15 protein-coding genes are annotated in these 18,597 nt (G+C 45.9%); 4 read left to right on the top strand and 11 right to left on the bottom strand.

Annotated features, from left to right (window positions below; all coding sequences use genetic code 11):
* Position 1: 1 nt before the first annotated feature.
* The 5 genes from IPM09_05045 to IPM09_05025 are packed head-to-tail and all read right to left on the bottom strand — an operon-like array spanning position 2 to position 7,610.
* Positions 2–1,108, bottom strand: a complete 1,107-nt coding sequence (locus tag IPM09_05045) for an RNA-directed DNA polymerase (protein QQS22477.1) — start codon at positions 1,106–1,108, stop codon at positions 2–4.
* Positions 1,057–1,578: a hypothetical protein gene (locus tag IPM09_05040; protein QQS21845.1), complete on the bottom strand. Its 522-nt coding sequence runs from the start codon at positions 1,576–1,578 to the stop codon at positions 1,057–1,059. The genes IPM09_05045 and IPM09_05040 overlap by 52 nt, the downstream gene beginning before the upstream one ends.
* 2 nt (positions 1,579–1,580) lie before the next feature.
* Positions 1,581–3,770 carry a restriction endonuclease subunit S gene (locus IPM09_05035; protein QQS21844.1) on the bottom strand — a complete coding sequence of 730 codons (2,190 nt, stop codon included), beginning with the start codon at positions 3,768–3,770 and terminating at the stop codon, positions 1,581–1,583.
* Positions 3,760–5,205 carry an SAM-dependent DNA methyltransferase gene (locus tag IPM09_05030; GenBank protein ID QQS21843.1) on the bottom strand — a complete coding sequence of 482 codons (1,446 nt, stop codon included), beginning with the start codon at positions 5,203–5,205 and terminating at the stop codon, positions 3,760–3,762. The genes IPM09_05035 and IPM09_05030 overlap by 11 nt, the downstream gene beginning before the upstream one ends.
* On the bottom strand, positions 5,205–7,610 hold the full coding sequence (locus tag IPM09_05025) for a DEAD/DEAH box helicase family protein (GenBank protein ID QQS21842.1): 2,406 nt from the start codon (positions 7,608–7,610) through the stop codon (positions 5,205–5,207). Before IPM09_05025 ends, IPM09_05030 begins: the two co-directional genes overlap by 1 nt.
* A gap of 323 nt (positions 7,611–7,933) precedes the next feature.
* Here IPM09_05025 and IPM09_05020 point away from each other — a divergent pair, with 323 nt between their 5' ends.
* From IPM09_05020 to IPM09_05010, 3 genes are read left to right on the top strand one after another with little or no spacing between them, the layout of a single operon-like run.
* Positions 7,934–9,298 carry a DNA modification methylase gene (locus tag IPM09_05020; GenBank protein ID QQS21841.1) on the top strand — a complete coding sequence of 455 codons (1,365 nt, stop codon included), beginning with the start codon at positions 7,934–7,936 and terminating at the stop codon, positions 9,296–9,298.
* Positions 9,276–9,878, top strand: a complete 603-nt coding sequence (locus IPM09_05015) for a hypothetical protein (GenBank protein QQS21840.1) — start codon at positions 9,276–9,278, stop codon at positions 9,876–9,878. Before IPM09_05020 ends, IPM09_05015 begins: the two co-directional genes overlap by 23 nt.
* A gap of 53 nt (positions 9,879–9,931) precedes the next feature.
* Entirely contained in the window at positions 9,932–10,255 is a 324-nt protein-coding gene (locus tag IPM09_05010; GenBank protein ID QQS21839.1) for a hypothetical protein, read from the top strand.
* On the opposite strand, the gene IPM09_05005 is transcribed toward IPM09_05010, so the two are convergent.
* The gene (locus IPM09_05005; protein ID QQS21838.1) at positions 10,245–11,168 is read right to left on the bottom strand and encodes a transporter; all 924 of its coding nucleotides are present in this window, start codon (positions 11,166–11,168) and stop codon (positions 10,245–10,247) included. The genes IPM09_05010 and IPM09_05005 overlap by 11 nt on opposite strands.
* A 67-nt stretch (positions 11,169–11,235) precedes the next feature.
* Here IPM09_05005 and IPM09_05000 point away from each other — a divergent pair, with 67 nt between their 5' ends.
* Complete coding sequence (locus IPM09_05000) at positions 11,236–12,504, top strand: recombinase family protein (GenBank protein QQS21837.1); 1,269 nt, start codon at positions 11,236–11,238, stop codon at positions 12,502–12,504.
* On the opposite strand, the gene IPM09_04995 is transcribed toward IPM09_05000, so the two are convergent.
* From IPM09_04995 to IPM09_04975, 5 genes are all read right to left on the bottom strand, one after another.
* Positions 12,501–13,148 (bottom strand): hypothetical protein, encoded by a 648-nt coding sequence (locus IPM09_04995; protein ID QQS21836.1) that lies wholly within the window; start codon positions 13,146–13,148, stop codon positions 12,501–12,503. The two genes, IPM09_05000 and IPM09_04995, sit on opposite strands and share 4 nt — an antisense overlap.
* Positions 13,135–14,247, bottom strand: a complete 1,113-nt coding sequence (locus IPM09_04990) for a hypothetical protein (GenBank protein QQS21835.1) — start codon at positions 14,245–14,247, stop codon at positions 13,135–13,137. The genes IPM09_04995 and IPM09_04990 overlap by 14 nt, the downstream gene beginning before the upstream one ends.
* 828 nt (positions 14,248–15,075) lie before the next feature.
* Positions 15,076–15,606: a GrpB family protein gene (locus IPM09_04985; GenBank protein ID QQS21834.1), complete on the bottom strand. Its 531-nt coding sequence runs from the start codon at positions 15,604–15,606 to the stop codon at positions 15,076–15,078.
* Positions 15,607–16,788, bottom strand: a complete 1,182-nt coding sequence (locus tag IPM09_04980) for a hypothetical protein (GenBank protein QQS21833.1) — start codon at positions 16,786–16,788, stop codon at positions 15,607–15,609. It lies immediately after the preceding gene.
* A gap of 82 nt (positions 16,789–16,870) precedes the next feature.
* Positions 16,871–18,595, bottom strand: a complete 1,725-nt coding sequence (locus IPM09_04975; GenBank protein ID QQS21832.1) for a serine hydrolase — start codon at positions 18,593–18,595, stop codon at positions 16,871–16,873.
* Between the last annotated feature and the right edge of the window lie 2 nt (positions 18,596–18,597).

The raw sequence follows: 18,597 nt of genomic DNA, 5'->3' as shown, positions 1-18,597 counted from the left end.
GTTAACTCGGTATATCCCTAAATTCATCGACTTCACCACGGGTCGTAACTGCAGAGTTATTCGCGTAGAGGTCTACATCTACAACCGTTGCTGACATTATTAGATCTATCGCCTCTTGGTTGAGCCACTCGTTGTTCCATATCCCAACAGGCTTTCCGTCATGCAGTATTGGGACTTGTGCTAGCGGTTCACCAAATGACAAAGTTTGGTCGTATTTGTACACAGCTCGTTGCAACCATAGATCCAGTAGCCCCGTGTTTGGCAATGCTCGAAGCCGATCATGAACAATACGTGCCGTCGCAACCTTGTCTTCATCAGACAGCTGCGAAAGAAGAAGACTAATCATGGCGGCGATGATATTGTAGAATCTTGGATTTTTAGCACACATATCAACAAGAATGCTGATCATAACTTTTGGCTTCTCGTAATCCTTCAGGTCCTTCTTTAACCCACCCCCTAACCGTGCATACATATCATCGTGGAGAATGTTGAGCATCCTAGAAACTTGACCAGAATTTGGATATTTCTCAGAAAATTGATGGATTTGCATCAGGTGTTTCGCGTAGTTGTTTTCGATCTTGGGAACGAAAAGCCCGTCAAGCTTATCTGCCTTGAACGATGCATCAATGAGACTTCGGCCAAAGACAGTCTTCGTCGCATTTAGCCTAAGACCGAAGTCTATAAGCGTATCGCTAATAACTCGAAGGATCTTCTTTCCGTCTGTTGGATTTTTGGTGAAAATCTTATAATCATCCCTAAATCGAATGATCCGATACTCTTCAATGCTTTCCTTGCTTATTGCGTCAACTAGCAATGTATCAACATAGCCCAGTACTAGCTCGGCAATAAAGTCGTACATCGCACTTCCCTGCGGAATACCATTGGTTTGCCGATGGTGCATAGCCATCAAAATGTCATCGATTTTATTTCCAAGCAGTTCTTTATTGCGCTGTTGCTCAAAGGCTTCATCGCGGCCATGTATAGCCCAGGCAACCGAATGCGTATACATTGAGCTATAGCAGTCCGATATGTCTGTCTCGCTAATATAGCTATACTCTAGTCCAAGTTCGACGCTACGCTGTTCGCTCTTCTCCCACCACTTCCTGATCTGTTCTGCCTTATTTGATTTCTTATCAAATGATTTACCGGGGGGATACTGGCAACTTCAATCGTATCTCTCTTGAAACTTTTGAACCGCTCTGTGAGTAGCTTCCAGTTTTCTTCGTCGGTAAATAAATGCGCCAAAGCAACGTAAAGGACAGGATGTGTCAGTTCAAGCGGTCTCCATGATAGATTGGAGTTTTTGTTAACAACAATTCTATGATTAACGCCAAATTGATAGCCCGGATTCTTTCGAATCTCACTACCATCTTTTGCTGTCTTTGGCTTTCCGTCATCGTCAATGACGATACCTTGAAACTCCTGCCAAACACTACCAGTCATCTTAGTAGATATCGCGTTCAACAAAGGACTAAAGTTAAAATAATTTGGTAAATCAAAGTTAATATAGCTATCATTTTTCAACAGGACTTTTCGTGCTTCGACGGCCGTCATGTCAATAAGGGCTACGTGTGCCATTGTTAAACCGAAGATCCTCTTATTAACTTGGAATCCCACCCTTTTTGATGAACAAAGGCTAAAGTCTTTCTTACCTCTTCTGGTGGGAATTTATCATTCTTCCAGGCTTTCATCTCATTTATCACAACCCGCTCATCATTTGACTGGCTATCTTGAATGATTTTACAGACCGTTGCAAGTCGCTCAATGTCGCGGCTTTTCGCATTCGCAGTATATTGCATCAACTCATCTAGTGACGACTGTGCAGATGTGAGGATATCTGAGGAGTATTTCATAAGTGTATCGCTTTTCATGCCCAAACTATAGACCTGCTTCACACCCGACCCTTTAACCGTGAAGAACTTATCTTTATTGAACGAACTACCTAAAATAGCCTTCTTGATATCAGGATCATATGGTCCAAACTGATGCTTAACAAACTGAAGTCCGAAAGGTACTTTATAAACTTCTTGTAGGAGATACATGTACTTTGCAATGACCATCTCGCCACGCTCGTACTGTGTTTTAGAAAGTTTGTCTAACACAGATCCAATGCCCTGTTTAAGGGCAAACCACCACCTATTGTCTTTCACTAATACTCTTTCTATAGGTATACAAGGAGAGTCAAATACAGACTCAAGCATAGCAACCAGGCTAAGTAGTCGTTTTGTTCTCTCAACTATCTCTAGCTGCTCTGCGTAAGGTGCAAGTGGAATCAGCATCTTTCGACCGTCTTCAGTGCCCAGTCTCGGCATCTTTACACCGTACGTCATCTCGTTAACTGTCGCTACAAAGTTTGGAGACTTCATTACGAGTAGTAGATATTCGGGGTGGATAGAATCACCATAGGCCCTAATTGGAAGTATTTCACTTGAACACACGCCATCAGTATCCGCCACAATAACCTTGTCCAAATACGGACGCAGTTTTCCATATAATACATCGCCCTTACGAAATATATTTTTGTCGCTTGAAGGGTTTCTTTCGTTTGCCGTGACTTTTGAAATTAACTTTGAAGAATTCTTCTCTATATCTTCAAGTTCCAATAGCCAGGTTTCCTCCGAAATATCTACCGGCTTACGTTTTTCTGTTTTCCCATAGTTGGTAACCTCACCAAGACGAGCCCAACGCCAGGTATCTGGCAACTCGTAGTCACCTTCATGTTTCTCGATGATCGGTAGTGGCTTGTGGCTACCCGATTGCACCTTGGCACGTTCCAAAAGTGCTCTTTCATATAGCACTTGCACACCTTCAGAGCTTGGATCTGATTGTGTAAGCCTACCAGAAACAGCCTGATGTAGAATGAAGTTTCTCAGCCACCATATATCCTCCTTAGATCGGACCAGCTCTGATAATAGTTCCAGTGCTTTGCTGTTATTTTTATCCGAAAATGCCCCCAACAAGCTACCTATTAGTTTTTTGCGTCGCGCCTCTTCTTCGGCATATTTTTTTGACAAATCGTCTATCAAAGCAAAGAGGACATCTCTCTTCTCTATGATCCGCTCCTGCTCAGCGAGTGGGGGCAACGGCATCATATTAAGCCGCGCATCAGCAATTGTGTAAGTACTTACTGTCGTGCCTTGTGATTGACTAATGATGACATTCTTCATGAACTCAGCATGAAAAACAATTTCAACAAAATCAGCAAGGACTTTTGCTGGATTTCGAAACCAAAGTATAGTCGCGTCTTTGAAGTAGAACCTATCACTAATCTTGACTATATATGGTATACCGATAGTACCAACGCCACTAACCATTATATCTCCAGGAACAGGTACGCCACTACTCTTAGCTACCTCGCCATAATACTCTTCACTAACAAATACTTCTGCCTCAATACGGCCAGTCTTTACGGCATTAGCTAAATCACGAGCCCGTAAAAACGGGATTCCAGAACTCTTCCAATCAGCCTGCATAACACGCCTACTAGATGTTATATCAAACAGATCACCTAGCCTAGTCCATCGCCAGCTCATCGGTATAGTAAATGGAGCGACGTCAACTTCTGGCAGTGATTTTTTCGGCTTATAGACTTCGCGAATCTGTTCATATAGCTGCTCGCCAGTACCTTCGCCTGCATCCTGGGGTACAAGCTGACCCGATACGGCGAGATGCAGTATCATCTTCTTAAGACGATCTACGCCACCAGGTATGCGAATATACTCATCGAGATTATCGACGAGTACCCTCAAATCCTTAACACTACTTGTCATGATGCGACAGCGCCTCAGTTAACTCTACCTTAATCTGTTCCAGGATATTTTTAACTTCTGCTTGCTTCGCCCGATAGCTCTCGAGCACCTCTTCTGGGTTCAGCTCATCGACTTCGACAACATTTGGATTCTTAATATCGAGATTGTAATCACGCTTTTTAATCTCATCGACACTAACCTTCCAGGCGACGTCGCTGTCAGTGCGGTTGTCCCACCATTCCTTGATAGGGTCAAATTCTTCGAGACGAATAGGCTTGGTTTTGTTGTACGCCTTTACTCCTTCAGGTAGCCGATGCTCATAATACCAAATCTCTTTCGTTGGCTCGCCCTTTGTAAAGAATAATAAGTTAGTTGCTATAGATGTATATGGAGCAAACACACTACCGGGCAAACGAATAATTGTGTGGAGGTTGCACTCCTCGAGTAGATGCTGCTTAATACGAGTTTTAGCACCTTCACCAAATAAAAAACCATCTGGCAAAACAATACCTGCACGACCACCTTGCTTCAGCAAGCGAATGAACAAAATCAGGAATAGGTCTGCAGTTTCCTTGGTGCGAAAACTTGAAGGAAAGTTATGCTCAGTACCGTCTTTTACTACGCCACCAAATGGAGGGTTAGCCGCAATACAATCAACATAATCTTCTGGACCATATGAAATGTATGGTCTAGACAAAGTGTCGTCATGACGAATGTTGTCAGGTTCTTCAATACCGTGAAAGATCATATTAGTAATCAGGAGCGAGTACGGTAGCTGTTTCCACTCCACCCCGTAGATAGATTTCTGTAAAAGCTCATCATCTTCTGGAGTTTCAACCTCTTTGCGAATATGGTCAATTGCACCCGTCAGGAACCCCCCAGTACCAGCAGCTGGGTCGAGCACCTTTTCGCCAAGCTTTGGGTTGATACGATCAATAATAAATTTTGTAACCGCCCTTGGGGTGTAGAATTCTCCTGCGTTACCTGCGGACTGAAGGCTTGCAAGCAGCGTCTCGTAGATATCCCCAAATGAGTGTCGATCATCGGAAGAGTTGAAGTTTATGCCATTGATAATATTAATGACCTTGCGAAGCTGCGTACCGTCTTTCATAAAGTTTGTAGACTCAGCGAATACTTCACGCACAACAGCGGTTCGGCGATTGTCCTGTTTAATCTCAATATTTTTCAGATCTGAAAACAGCTCTCTGTTGATGAATTCAAGCAAACGATCGCCAGTAAGACCATCGGGAGAAGCAGCCCAATTTTTCCACCGATATCTCTCTGGAACTGCGGCTACATATTTTTTGTCGAGTAGCTCTTTTTGCTGCTCATTATCATCCATAATCTTTAAGAAAATAAGCCACACAAGCTGACTCAAGCGCTGGGCATCACCGTCGACACCATTATCTTTACGCATTTCGTTTTGAATACTTTTAATGAATCCTGCGCCTAACATTAGATTGCTACCTCATATAATTCACCTGCGAGTCTACCGACCGCCTCTTCATAACCATCAATGCCTCCAAACAAGTTAGCAATCTCGATTGGTGTTCCGAAAGAGTCAAGCGGCTGCACCTTGAGGATTTCCCGCTCCTCAATTGCTTTTAAGTTCGTCGATTCGTACTTATCTACAAGTGCTTCCAGCACTTCACGAGCTTTACCTTGGTACTGATTAATAAACCTGCTGTGACGAACCTTCTCGGCTCGAGTCTTACGCCCTAGCGGCTTTTGTCCATACGCAATACTCGTGACAACGTCAAACATGTCAGCATCTTTGCCGTAAGCGTCTGCTAGCTCATAGATTGGAATATCTTTTTCGGCCATCTCGTCTAGAATAAAGTATTTCTGCTTTGCCGATGACCATTTCTGTAAAAACTCATCAAGAGTTGCATATTCGCCGAGAATGTTTTTACGCGTATAGTCAGTTAGGCTCTCTGTTATAAGCTTCCCGTCTGTGTCCATAATACGTACACTGTCACCGATAATAGTAACCTTCTGACTGCTTATAGTATGGACAACTGGTCGGTCACTTCTACCATCCTTGGGATCTGGGTAGTAAATAGCCCCATCTACAAAGCTATCTATGGCGGCATCATCGCTGCCTGATGTAGCTTCATCGACTGACTCATCTATAGCGTCAATCGTGTCATTGAACTCTTCCTCATTTTTAGGTTCGTATACTTTTACGGGGTCACCGTCAAAGTCCGGGTCAGCAAAAAGCTTAGTGACATTACGAAAGTCTAAAATGGTGAAGTAGGTTTTTCCATAATCTTCGCGGACGCGAGTACCACGCCCAATGATTTGCTTGAACTCTGTCATGCTTTCGATATTGCTATCAAGAACAATAACCTTACATGTTTGTGCGTCGACGCCCGTCGTCATGAGCTTGCTCGTGATGGCAATGACAGGATAACGTGACTCAGGATCAATAAAATTATCAAGCTGTGCCTTACCAAGCTCATCGTCTCCCGTAATGCGCATAATGTATCTGCTGCTTTCACGTACTTTTTCAGCATTGATGTTAACGAGTGCTCTGCGTAGGCGTTCCGCATGATTGATCGTACGGGCAAATACGATAGTTTTCGCATATGGATCTGTTTTTTCTAGAAATTTAGTTAAATACCTAGCCACCTCTTGGTCGCGTTGAGGCAGGATAATCCTGCGATCAAAGTCCTTCGTGGAATATTCCCTATCCTCAATTTCGTTACCTTCATCGTCGACTTCGCCTTCTTCAGGACGATACCCAAATGTATCAACGTCGGTTGCAACACGAATAACCTTGTATGGCGCGAGAAATCCGTCGTCGATGCCGTTCTTCAGTGAATACGTGTATATCGGTTCGCCAAAGTAATGTGTGTTGCTGGCTTCTTTGGTTTCAATTGGCGTAGCAGTAAGCCCCACCTGTGTAGCACTGTTGAAATAGCGTAAGATTTCTTGCCAGCTGCTGTCCTCTTTCGAACTGCCTCTGTGACATTCATCTACAACGATGAGATCAAAAAAATCTGGGGAAAATTCCTTATATGCGTTCCTCGCCTCGTCACTACCAGAAATGGCCTGATAGAGACTTAGGTAAATCTCATACTCCTTCTCGATGTTACGACCAGTAATTTTTGTCATGGCCGATCCAAAGTGTTTAAAATCGTTTGTCTTAGTCTGATCTACGAGAATGTTGCGGTCGGCAAGAAATAGAATTCGTTTCTGCTTGCTACTTTGAGATGGTGCCTTCCAGTATCTCCAAATAATCTGTGCTGCCGTGTAGGTCTTGCCAGTCCCTGTGGCCATAACGAGGAGTATCCGTTTTTGATCCTTTGCGATCGCCTCAATTGTACGATTAATGGCAACCCTTTGATAATAGCGCGGCTGTTTTCCACTGCCATCTTCGTAATACGGTGAGCTCAGGACTTGGACATCGGCCCTCTCTATTCCCCTCCACTGTTTATACAGACTATCTAGGTGCGCCGGTGATGGAAAGTTATTTAGGGCAATCTCCTTTTCTGCAGACGTCAACAGCCCCGTCCGATCGCGCATCAAAAAGGAATCTCCATTACATGTAAACACAAAAGGTACGTCAAGTGACTCAGCGTATTCGACTGCTTGCTGCATGCCGTCACCAACGCCGTGTTTATTGTCTTTAGCCTCTACAACTGCCAGGGGTGTGTTTGTGCCATCGTTGCGCATGAGTAGATAGTCAACGCGTTTTGCATCTTTCCTTACGGATAATTTGCCGCGAACCTCAATGCGTCCTTTCGTGAAGTAAACAAACTCTTCTCGGACAGCGTCTAATGGCCAGCCGGCGGCCAGAATGGCGGGTGTAATGTAGCGTGTGCGTATCTCTGCTTCAGTCAGCGTGCTTTTGTTCATAGTAACTACGTATATTATACCTTAGTTCTTGAGATAACTCACGCACAGCAGCAACCACTATCTACCGTTATTGTCCCCTTTATACTACTTTTTACCAAATAAATATGTTGCATTGTCAAATACTGCCTGCTATACTGGTATTGCTTACCTATCGTAAGTGAACCTTAAATGAATTATTGAAAATCTTAGGCACAACCAAGATTGCATAAAAAGGAGGCGAAAATCCTAACTAACCACAGTGTGGATTTTTCGTTATTCATTTACTTTTATCAATCTAACGTTGTGCCTTTTGTTTGGGCACAAAAGAAAGGAATAGTGCCCCCATGGCTACTATTAGTGGAAAGTTGCAGATTCGGCAACTCAAAATAAGCGAGTTGAAGCCAAGCGAGTATAACCCTCGTAAGTGGAGCGACGAGCAGATGCAGAAGCTCTGCGAAAGCATTGAGAAGTATGGCGTTGTGGATCCACTCATCGTCAATGCTTACAGTCAGAGACAAAACGTTGTCATTGGAGGCAATATGCGCCTACAGGCCATGCAGAACCTCGGCTTCAACGAAGTGCCAATTGTCTACATATCTCTCGATGAGGCGAAGGAGCGTGACTTAAGTGTGCGCCTCAATCGTACTGGCGGCAACTGGGATTATGACCTGCTAAAAGAGTTCGACGAGAGCCTCCTTGCTGATATCGGATTTGATTCCGAAGAGATCGACAAAATCTTTGACATAGAAGATATGGACGAGAAAAACTCTTTTGACCTAAAGAAAGAGTTGAAAAAACTTGATATAAAAACAGTATCTGTTCAAAAGGGTGATATTTATCAGCTGGGTGATTCGCGGCTTATGTGCGGAGATTCAACTGTTGTGGAGGATTTTCAAAAGCTCATGGGAGACGAAAAGGCCGACATGTGCATGACAGATCCTCCTTATATCCTTGATTATCTTCATGCAAAGCGCGGCGGCAAGCCAGTCAAAGGCTTCGGGTCAAAACAAGACAGGATATACCTCGAAACAGAAAGCCTACCCGATAATTTCACCGAGCTATGGATGGACAATGTTGCCAGACATTCACAAGTGGACTTCTCCATCATCTGCTACGAGAACTGGAAGAATCTGCGCATCATATGGGAAGAGATGGAAAAGCACTGGAAGGTTAAGAATATGATTGTCTGGCACCTGCCAAACCGACATCAGGGATTTAGTGCAAAGTACAAGTTCTTTAGTAAGCACGATATCGCTATGGTTGGTGGTTCGGGTGATGTAAAATACAACACCGATGAAGAGGAAGGTCCACTACAAGAGTTGTACGAAACAGCCTTGTTTGCCATATCAGGCAAGCCGCAGTGGGAGGGTTATGAAAAGGGACAACGATATATGCCGACTGACTTCATTGAGTTCAACGCCAGCGACGAAAAACATTCAGGCCAGGGCGTGATATTTGGCACAAAGCCAATTGACATACTCATCCCCTACATCAAGGTACTGACGAAACGCAATGCGCTTGTGATTGAGCCGTTCGGTGGCTCCGGTAGTACGCTCATTGCGTCGACCAAACTGAATCGTAGGTGTTTCATCATGGAAAAGGTGCCGACCTACGCAGAGGTGATCATGAAGCGCTGGGAAAACGAAACCGGCTTGAAGCGACAATTGATATCACAAGGTGCAGCCCATGAGGATATCGAAAGCAATTAAGAAACAGCTCCTCAAGCTGCTTGAGGAAAATCCGAATATGCTGCGCGCCTGCAAAACAATCGGCATTGCTCGTAGCACACTTTACCGGTGGATGGAGAGCGACACGACTTTTCGTGATGCCGTACGCGACGCGCAGGAAATCGGGCAAGATACGATGAATGACTATGTGGAATCCAAACTGATAGAGAATGCTCGCAATGGCGTTCCAAGATCAATTGAATTTTATTTACGACACAACAGTCAGAAGTATGCATCGAACCGGGTAGAGAGCGAATACTTTGACAGACGTGGCGTAGGCCGTATGACACATCTTCCTGTCGGCGTAGATTCAATGTATTTCAGTACGGACATCCAGGCACTGGACATGATGATTGAGAGGCTCCGTATCCGCCAAGAGCTTGAGGCGGCGAAAATAGATGCTGGGATGTATAATCCGGATGCGCCGATTGATATTGAAGCTTTTGGCAGAGTATACACAGAAGAATTTTATCGAGCGTTTCCAGGTGCTAAGGAAAAGATAGCCGAACAAAAACAAGAATATCGAACAAGGGTACATCGAGATGAGGCGCAAGGTAACTAGACTTTACCCACCCCTCGCGGTACCTTGTTACGTTACAAGAGAAAGGACACGAAATGAGCACAATAAAAGATATGTTGAAGAAGCGAGAAGGCACAAGCTATCAGGGTAGCCTACTGGCCGGATACGAACAATTGGTTGCGCTATACGGCAAGCCGATACATAACCCTAGCGATCACAAGACTGATGCGGAATGGGTGGTTGTAACGCCGTTTGGTATTGCCACAATTTATAACTACAAAGATGGCAGAAAATACTGCGAGAAAGATGGGTTAGATGTTGTCAGGATACGCGAATGGCATGTGGGTGGCGAGAACATTGACAGCTTCAGGCACATTCTCGAACAAATAGCGGCGGCGCCTAAGCGAGTTATTGATTGATATCGTAACTCTGCTGGATGAGTTTCATAGCATAGTCAAGCTCACTCATGGAGCTAACTTCAATTTCGTAATCGCCGTTGCCCCAGTGACCAACGTGCACTGGCGACTCAAGGTCGCGAGCAAGACCCTCCGGGTCATCTATCGTCCCCGACTTTATATTAAGCGCTATCTTAAGCTTTGTCTTCTTGAAAACAATATCGACAAAGTTGCGTGTCGTTTTGTACGCAACATAAAGCTTCTTTGGCTCTTCGGAGATGTCCTTATCGATAGAAAGTATACGCTCACGCAGCTCTTCAAATAGTTCCTTCGTTGCATCATTTGCGAGCGCCAAGTGGCTTTCGAGTGAATATATTTCCTGCAACTTCTCAGGCTTCTTTTTGTCACCATTCATAACCCTCGCAACGTTATGAATCTTGACCTTTTGATAGTTCTCCGTATCCACTGTTAGCAAGCCGCTTTCATACAGCTTATAGCGATAGAGCTCGATGTTAATTGGCAGCAGGTCGGCAGTATCGGTGTCGAACTTGTTATAGCTTTCAGCTACGCATATTACCCGAGGAGAATCCCACTGGATCGCTCTTGTTACGCCTTTTGAACCACAGAGTTTTTCGAAGCTATCCTTATGATCAAGTAACCAGCGTAAATATGACAGGCCCTGGTTAATAACACTCTCATTGTGACCCTTTTTGTACTCAATAATGCACGGATTACCTTCGTTGTCGATTCCAATTGTGTCCATCCGACCGCCGAAACTCGTTGAGTATTCACTTGCAAGAAACGTAACGTTCAAAATCTCATCGAGACTGGCCTCAAATATATTCTGAATATCACGCTCTACGATCTTTTTGCCATTGCGATCGATAAGCGGTTTAACCCGTTTGGCTGAATTTCCCGATACTGCATATAAACTCATAGATGCCTCCTATTGTATCACGTTATACTAGACTTTACCTCTGTTACGCGGTACCTTGTACCTTGCAATGGAAAAGAACAACCAACTCACCTATTGTCTGTACGCTCGAAAAAGCTCAGAGAGCGACGAGCGACAGGCAATGTCAATCGATTCTCAAATTAACGAAATGCGTGCACTCGCAGAAGCAGAAGGCCTAAACGTAGTATGCGAAAAACATGAAAGCCACTCAGCGAAAGACTCCGGACAGCGACCACTATATAATGAGATGCTCGCAGAAATAGAAAGTGAGAAATATAACGCAATTCTTACATGGGCACCAGATCGACTAAGCCGCAACGCTGGTGACCTTGGCTCAATTGTTGATCTCATGGATCAGCACAAGCTGCTTCACATCCGCACCTACTCACAAACCTTCACGAATAGTCCAAATGAAAAGTTTTTGCTCATGATTCTTTGCTCGCAGGCCAAGCTAGAGAACGATAATAAAAGTATAAACGTGAAACGAGGCATACGGACGAAATGCGAAATGGGGTGGCGACCGGGCACAGCACCGCTCGGGTATATCAACAGATCATTCGGGGGAGTTGCCGACATCATCCCCGACCCTGAACGTGCTGAAATCATCACAGAGATGTTCCATAAAGCAGCACAGGGCTGGAGCGGGCGGAAATTGAAAGTATGGTTAGACTCGCAAAATATTACGACCCGCACCGGAAAGTCGGTACCGCTCAGTAGCATACTCGCCATGCTCATTAACCCCTTCTACTACGGCAGGTTTCAGTACCCAGAAGGTCCGGACAACCCTTGGTACGACGGAGCGCACAAGCCACTCGTCACAAAGGAGTTGTGGGATGAGGTGCAACAATCGCGAGGAACATATTGTGGTCAATGGGGCACAAAAACATTCGCCTTTCGAGGACTACTAAAATGTGGGCAGTGCGGGTCGGAAATGACTGCACAGGAAAAAATAAAACTCATCAAGAAAACAGGTGCATACAAACGCTTCGTATATTACAACTGCACTCGTAAGATAAATACGAAATGCACCGAAAAATACCTCAACCAGGACGTCGTCTGTGAACTGCTTGAGGATTTCATCGTTAAACATCCTCGAAGCCTTCATGTTAGTGCTAAGCTACAAGGGAAAATCGAAAAACATCACATGATATCTCGCAGCGTGCTAACACAGCATGGTGTCGAGGTCACACTTGCTTCACCACTTGTCGAATACTCGCGCTACGTGCTTCGTGATGGGACTGAGACAGAAAAGACTGCGTTCGCGGGCGGCATTCATGACAAGATTGCCATCAAGAACGGTACACTAAAAGTCGTTTAAGTAGCGTAGGTCAAAGTGACCCACAGAAAGTCTTGCCCATTAAGCGCCTGATACCGATACGATGCATCACCATTATCGCTAGACATCAGCTCGCCGAGAAACCTAGCTGATGCATTAAGTAGTTCGTACTTTTCGCCCTGAGTCAGACCCTTCGCCTTTGCCGGTTGGTTAATATCGACAAGTCTCTTCATTATGACTTCCCGATAAACGGCAAATGACGAGCAGTCTTTTGCGGCAAGAATATAGCCCCACGTTGATGGGCTGAACTTCTTGTGGGGAGCGAATGAGTTCGATATATTGTTGGCTGTATCAATTGCTTCACTTACATTACTAGGCTTTGTGCTCCAGACAATATCTAGTATCTGGTTACCGTAAGGTAATTCCGCAAGTGACGTAAGGTCGTCCATGTCAATCCAGTGAGTGAAATTACTTTTGTTTGAGTTGCTATTAATAATCGAGATAAAATTCGCGACATTTGCTCGACTAATGTCGCTAAAGTCTGCAAGCTGTGCGTTGAGTGATGGCAATATAGCCCACTTGTACTGTTCGTCCCATAACCCGACGTCATTCGAATCACGTCGAGTATAGTAGTTGTCTTTATGTGTTTCGTAAAATGCGCGTAGCGCAACTTTATTGATCTCCACGATTGCTCCTTGCCCACTCCATAAATTCGTCAAAGGCGGCAGTGATCATATCAACATATCGCGGCATCCCCGCGGCAGAAATACTTGGGAATTTGTGCGTCAGCTCTTCGTCAGATAGCAATGTTACTGAATCAAGAGGTTGCCCCACGAGGTGTTTTGCAAGCACATCACGCAAATGTCGACGTGCCTCAGGATATTGATCGAGATGTCCGTAGTTAATGCGGATATAGCCATCAAGCGAAACAGTTACAAAAGAACGATTGAAAAGCTCCGGAAATAATGGGTTGAACGTGCCGTAAATTGATGCTGTTCCCCAGCTGAATTGTGCGCCCTGCGCTTTCGCCCAATCCCACAACTTATGAACAACCTCGCTCTGCGCTTCGCTTACAAGAGTCCTGTCGGTATCAACGACCCTGAAGAACTCCGCTTCATTCCACTGTCTGCGTATTGCGGACTTATTCGCAACCGTCTTCTTCACTTCTGTACCATATAGTTTCGGGATGACTATCTCGAATTGATCATGTTTGTAGTATTCAAAATCTACTGCGTAAATATCAAACTTACTGTTCTGATTCACGTAGATGATAAGATCTTTGAGACGTTCATCAAGCGAATCCATTAGGACAACAAATTTGATATTACCTTCGGCAAGATTGTCTTTGATTGTAAGCAAATTATCCGATGCGTCATCTAGTGAAAAGAATGCCTGATACTTATCTTTGAATGTAGCTTCGAACTGCTTCTGTGTGTGAGCATCAAGTTGAGCGATGAATGCATCAAAGTCGGTTGCGTGTCTCCACATTGAAGCACCGTAATCGAGCGCTTGTGCAACAACCGTCCTTTTATCTGGGTTTTTGAATAGCTTCGTTTCAATAATGTAGATGTTGCCTCTTGCATCAAAGCCAAGTGCATCAATAGGGCCACTCTGTGTCCCAAACTCACGCGCTGCAACAAAGAGTCGCGCATCTGCGTCAATATCGTATATAGGAATAATCTCGGGGTTATTAATAACGTACTCCTGAAGATTATCCTCAAGGTTGAACCCCGATTCTTCGATACGTCGTGCGTTTTGGTTGTTCTGAGATACTATTATTGCCATACTTTTCTCCGTATGGCTGTCGATAAATAAAAGGACAGCCACTGGCTGTCTAGACCTAAACAACAAAGCTCGCGCTCGGCTGATTATTTGTGGCTGCCCGTTTATAAGCACGAACAGTCCGCAAATGGACCAGCTTGTTGTTTAAATCTAGACCCTTCAATAATAGCATAAAAATCACCTTCTGAGCGCGTTATTCTCGAGGTCAGAACGTTCCGGTCATGGGAACCAGTCGGGTATTTCGCTACTTAACAGCCATACAGGGAACTAGTCGGGTTTAGGACTAAATGTCAGAGGTAAATACGCAAAAACCGCCCTTTTGGACGGTTCTTTCGGTTTGGTGTTGTTTTGATGATCTTCATCATCACTGACTAGCTGAAGAGGTAAATCCTCCTGTCGGTCATGAGAACCGGTCAGGGTATTTGCCTGCTCAGCTTGGCTCCGGCAGCTGGGCTCGAACCAGCGACCTAATCGTTACTTTTACTCATTGCTTTCGCACTGAAACGGACTATCTCATCATCCACGTGGGATGTGGGGCGCTAATGGACACGTATTGTTGGGCTCATGTCCTAGTCTCTGAACCTTCCGAAGTCTTTTAACCCAACTTCGGCTTGGCTGCGGATTACCATAGTCTCGCGACCGCAGGTTTCCCGCAATTCACCCCATTGTCACCGCACAATCGCTTGCGCGGGCTGCCAACTTCGACAGCGATCCGCTCTACCACTGAGCTATGCCGGAATATATTTACCAGGTGCTTCTGCGCGCATAAAGCGCGCAGATACAGGTGTTATTTTAGCTTATATACCTTTCGGTGTAAACACCCGTATACACCTAGTGCCCGTTACTAGGTCTTTTGCGCCATTCAAGCGCTTTTTTTAGTAATTCCGATACATATTCACCCTTGAGCGTTTTGTACGTTTCGCGGTCGTATGCTGATTGTTTGGCGAAGCGCTGTTTGGCTTCATAGTAATCTGCGGCTATTTGCGGATGCTCACATAAATAATCACGAAGCGCAATAAAACCATCGTAGGTTGTGCTTGGTTGCAACACCAGGTGAAGATGAATATCTCCGGGACCAGTTTCTTCCTGCCGAGATGCCATAAATACGCGGTCAGTGCGCTTGGCTGCGTCACGTGCAGCATAGTAACCGTGCCGTGTTAGTATAGCCGCCGCATCATTCAACCTTTGCTCGTCGGCCAGTCCAATGACAATATCCACAATGCCTTTGCCAGCTAAGCCAGGCACCGCAGTGCTGCCCACATGTTCAATTGAAATTGCTTCCGGCAATAGTGTTGCCAGCTGAGCATGCGTGCGCTGAAATAGCGCTACAGCGCTTGAATCGCTCGCGTGAAGAGTGAGCATTTAGTCTCCATACGGTTTTGTAGCAAGTGGTTCACCATCATACCAGTTGTACCACAATGGACGGTAATTTTCCCAGCGTACTGGTAGTAAATCGCTTCCTTGCATAGCTGACTCGATCGCTTTACGAGCTTGCACGTAGTACTCGAGGCCCTTTGCCGCAGGATCCATGGCCTTTACCTGGCTGGTAGTCTGCACCTGGTACACGTTGACGATAGGAAAGCGCGTGAGAGAATCGCGAAGATACGTAAAACCAGCAGTCATGTCCTCGATTGGGTCAAGGCCAGCAATATACGCAAAGTTGGTGGCGATGCCCTTCGACTTCGCGAGTTCAAGTGTTCGGCGCGCATCTTCAAGGGTGATGAGTGATTTTGTTTTGGTGAGCAACCTGTCACGATGAGTAAAGTTGTCGATAGCGTATACGAGAGCGAAGTTGCCAAGACCGGCGAGCTCTTCAAGCGCCGCTTCTGAATTAACTTCGCAGCCAAAATACATTAACTCGCCCGCAAACCCGCGCTTAGCCGCAACGTGGGCTACTAGTTTCATGTGGTCTACGACCGCCTGTTCACTGCCAAATAGTCCAGTTACTACCGCGATTTGTTGCAATGCAGCAACATCAAGTCCATCTGCTGTTTTTGCATCGAAAAATGCCTCTAAATCAGCCTCGGTCATTAGTTGGTCTTGGTCACGAATAACAGTTTCATCGTAAAGATTCTTATAATTGTGCACACATGCCCGACAACCACCACAGTTACTGCGGCTACGGCTATTGAGATTGAGCAGGTGCGGACCCCTTTGATACGATGCTTCGCACGTATCGAGCATGAGGCTTTCGATAGTACCAATTGGTCGCCCTCCGAACTGTAACCCATCGTCAATTGCCACAAAATTTGTATCGCCTTCACTGCGAACCGGCAACGCATACCACGATGAGCCACCCGCTCCATCCATCAATATTCCCTTAAAACGCACCCGAAAATTCACGGGTACTTCACCGTTTGGCAGTGCCACTCCGCTGCGATTGAAATCAATAAGCGCAACCTCTTCTACGGGCACCTCGTAGCGCTCAGCAAGCTCCAACCATCGCGCCGAATCATCGGTAATCTCGAGCTCGTGCTTATGGGAAATGAGCTGCTCTTCCCGCGTATTGGTAGTTCTTTCTTTTATAGGTAATAGCGTTGCCATCGTGTGAAACACTCCTTCAGTAATTTCTTAGCTAACTAATCTTAAAAATACTACTATTTGTGCTTTTGTCAATAGTAGTATTCTATTTAGCTCGAAGCGTGTCGATTTGGCTCGCAAGATCCGCGATGGTTGCCCAGCTACTACCGCTAGTCATAACTACCAGCACGTAGGTGCCACTGGGGCTATATACAATAGCCGCGTCGTGCAGTAGGCCGTCCATGAAGCCCACTTTGTCGGCCACACTGCCGCTAGCGCCAGCCGGAATGCCCTTGCGGTACACATTGGCCAGCATGGCATTGATCAGTCGCTCGCGATTGGTCGGGCTAAAATTTTGCCCGCTCTGCAACATGCCGAGCAGCAGCGCTAAGTCGTTCGCTGTGGTAAACGGCCCGCCTGCTTCGGTGAAGTTGCTATTGCTTAGGCCAATAGCTTTAATGTCTTTGGTAATAAGCGACGCGCCTTTGCTGATCGATCCGCCGCCGAGCGACGTTTGCAAACTTTCGGCGCAAGCATTGTCGCTGTTGCTAATCATTTTGTTAAAGCACGCGCCATCGGTGTCCCAGCTACGCGTGCCTTCATCGATTCGCTTCAGCACACTATAGGCAACAAACAATTTATAGGTGCTCGCAGTCACAAACTTCTTGTCGCCGTCACTACTGGCGCGACGTTTTTTGCCGTCGAGTTCGACCAGCGAAATGCCAAATGTGCCCGAGTGGTCTTTGGCATAGTTTGCAAGTAGAGCCGATAACCCAGCATCGGTCGGGCTATAACTGCGTGTGTATTGTTCAGTCGGCGGCACCATAGTGGTGAGCGCAATCGCCGTCTGTGCGCTGCCATCTACCACCGCCTCGATCGATTTGGCCGTTTTTACACTATCGAGTGCCTGACCGTTCGTACCGTTCACCCGAGATGTTTCGGTGAAATCGACGGTGGTAATATATGATACGCCTGGCTTCACCGCAACTTTTGGCGCGATATTGCTCGACAAATAAGCACCGGCACGGTCGGTGTTCACTGTTGGCGCGAGCTCGGTACCGTCTACTATAAAATCAAGCCAGCTCATCACATCGCCAGCAGGTAGTGTCTGTTGACTATCGCCCACTTGTAGCTGGATACCGCGCGCCAAGCGGACGTTGAGCGCCTTGGCCAGTGCCTGGGCGGCCACGTCAGTAATTGCTGGCTGAATAACTTTCTGGCCTACTTTTACCACAGTCGCTGTGCCAACTTTAGGCTGCATTTTCTTAAGCGCTGTTAGTACATCGGTCCGGTCACACTGCCCGCCAGGTACCGCCGGAACAACATCGAGCGACTCGCCGGTAGCCTTCAGTGTCGCGTTTACCGGCTGCTTGGTGCATTCTTTCATGAGCGATGCGTCGACAAACACTTCAAATTTACTACCAAAAACTGGCGCCGGCACCACCGATTGCTTAGCGCCCGCCCAAAATAGCGAGGTGGGTATAAGCCGGACAATAAACGGGTAGTCGAGTGCTTTTATGCGCGCCGTGTTGTCAACAACAACATCGATATCGGCGAGCTTGGGCGACACAAACGGCTTGGTGTCAACGCCCATATAAATGTCAGCTTTGTATTGTTTGTAGGCACTGTTTATTTTGGCCGTCGCTTCGGCCTTCGTCATACCACCAACCGCAACACTGTCGATGCGCGTAAATGGAAGTAGCCGATCAGTTGGGTAGAATAGCTGCACCAACAACAACACAGCAACAGTGCTGAGCCCAATGTATGTACCGTACTTTTTCCAATCAACTCGTGCCAAGAGCGCTACAGCTCTTGCTTTTAGCTTATGCATAG

Source organism: Candidatus Saccharibacteria bacterium, from assembly GCA_016700015.1.
GTDB lineage: Bacteria > Patescibacteriota > Saccharimonadia > Saccharimonadales > Saccharimonadaceae > Saccharimonas.
Note: the sequence above shows the minus strand (reverse complement) of the source record. Positions and strands in the feature narration are given on the sequence as shown.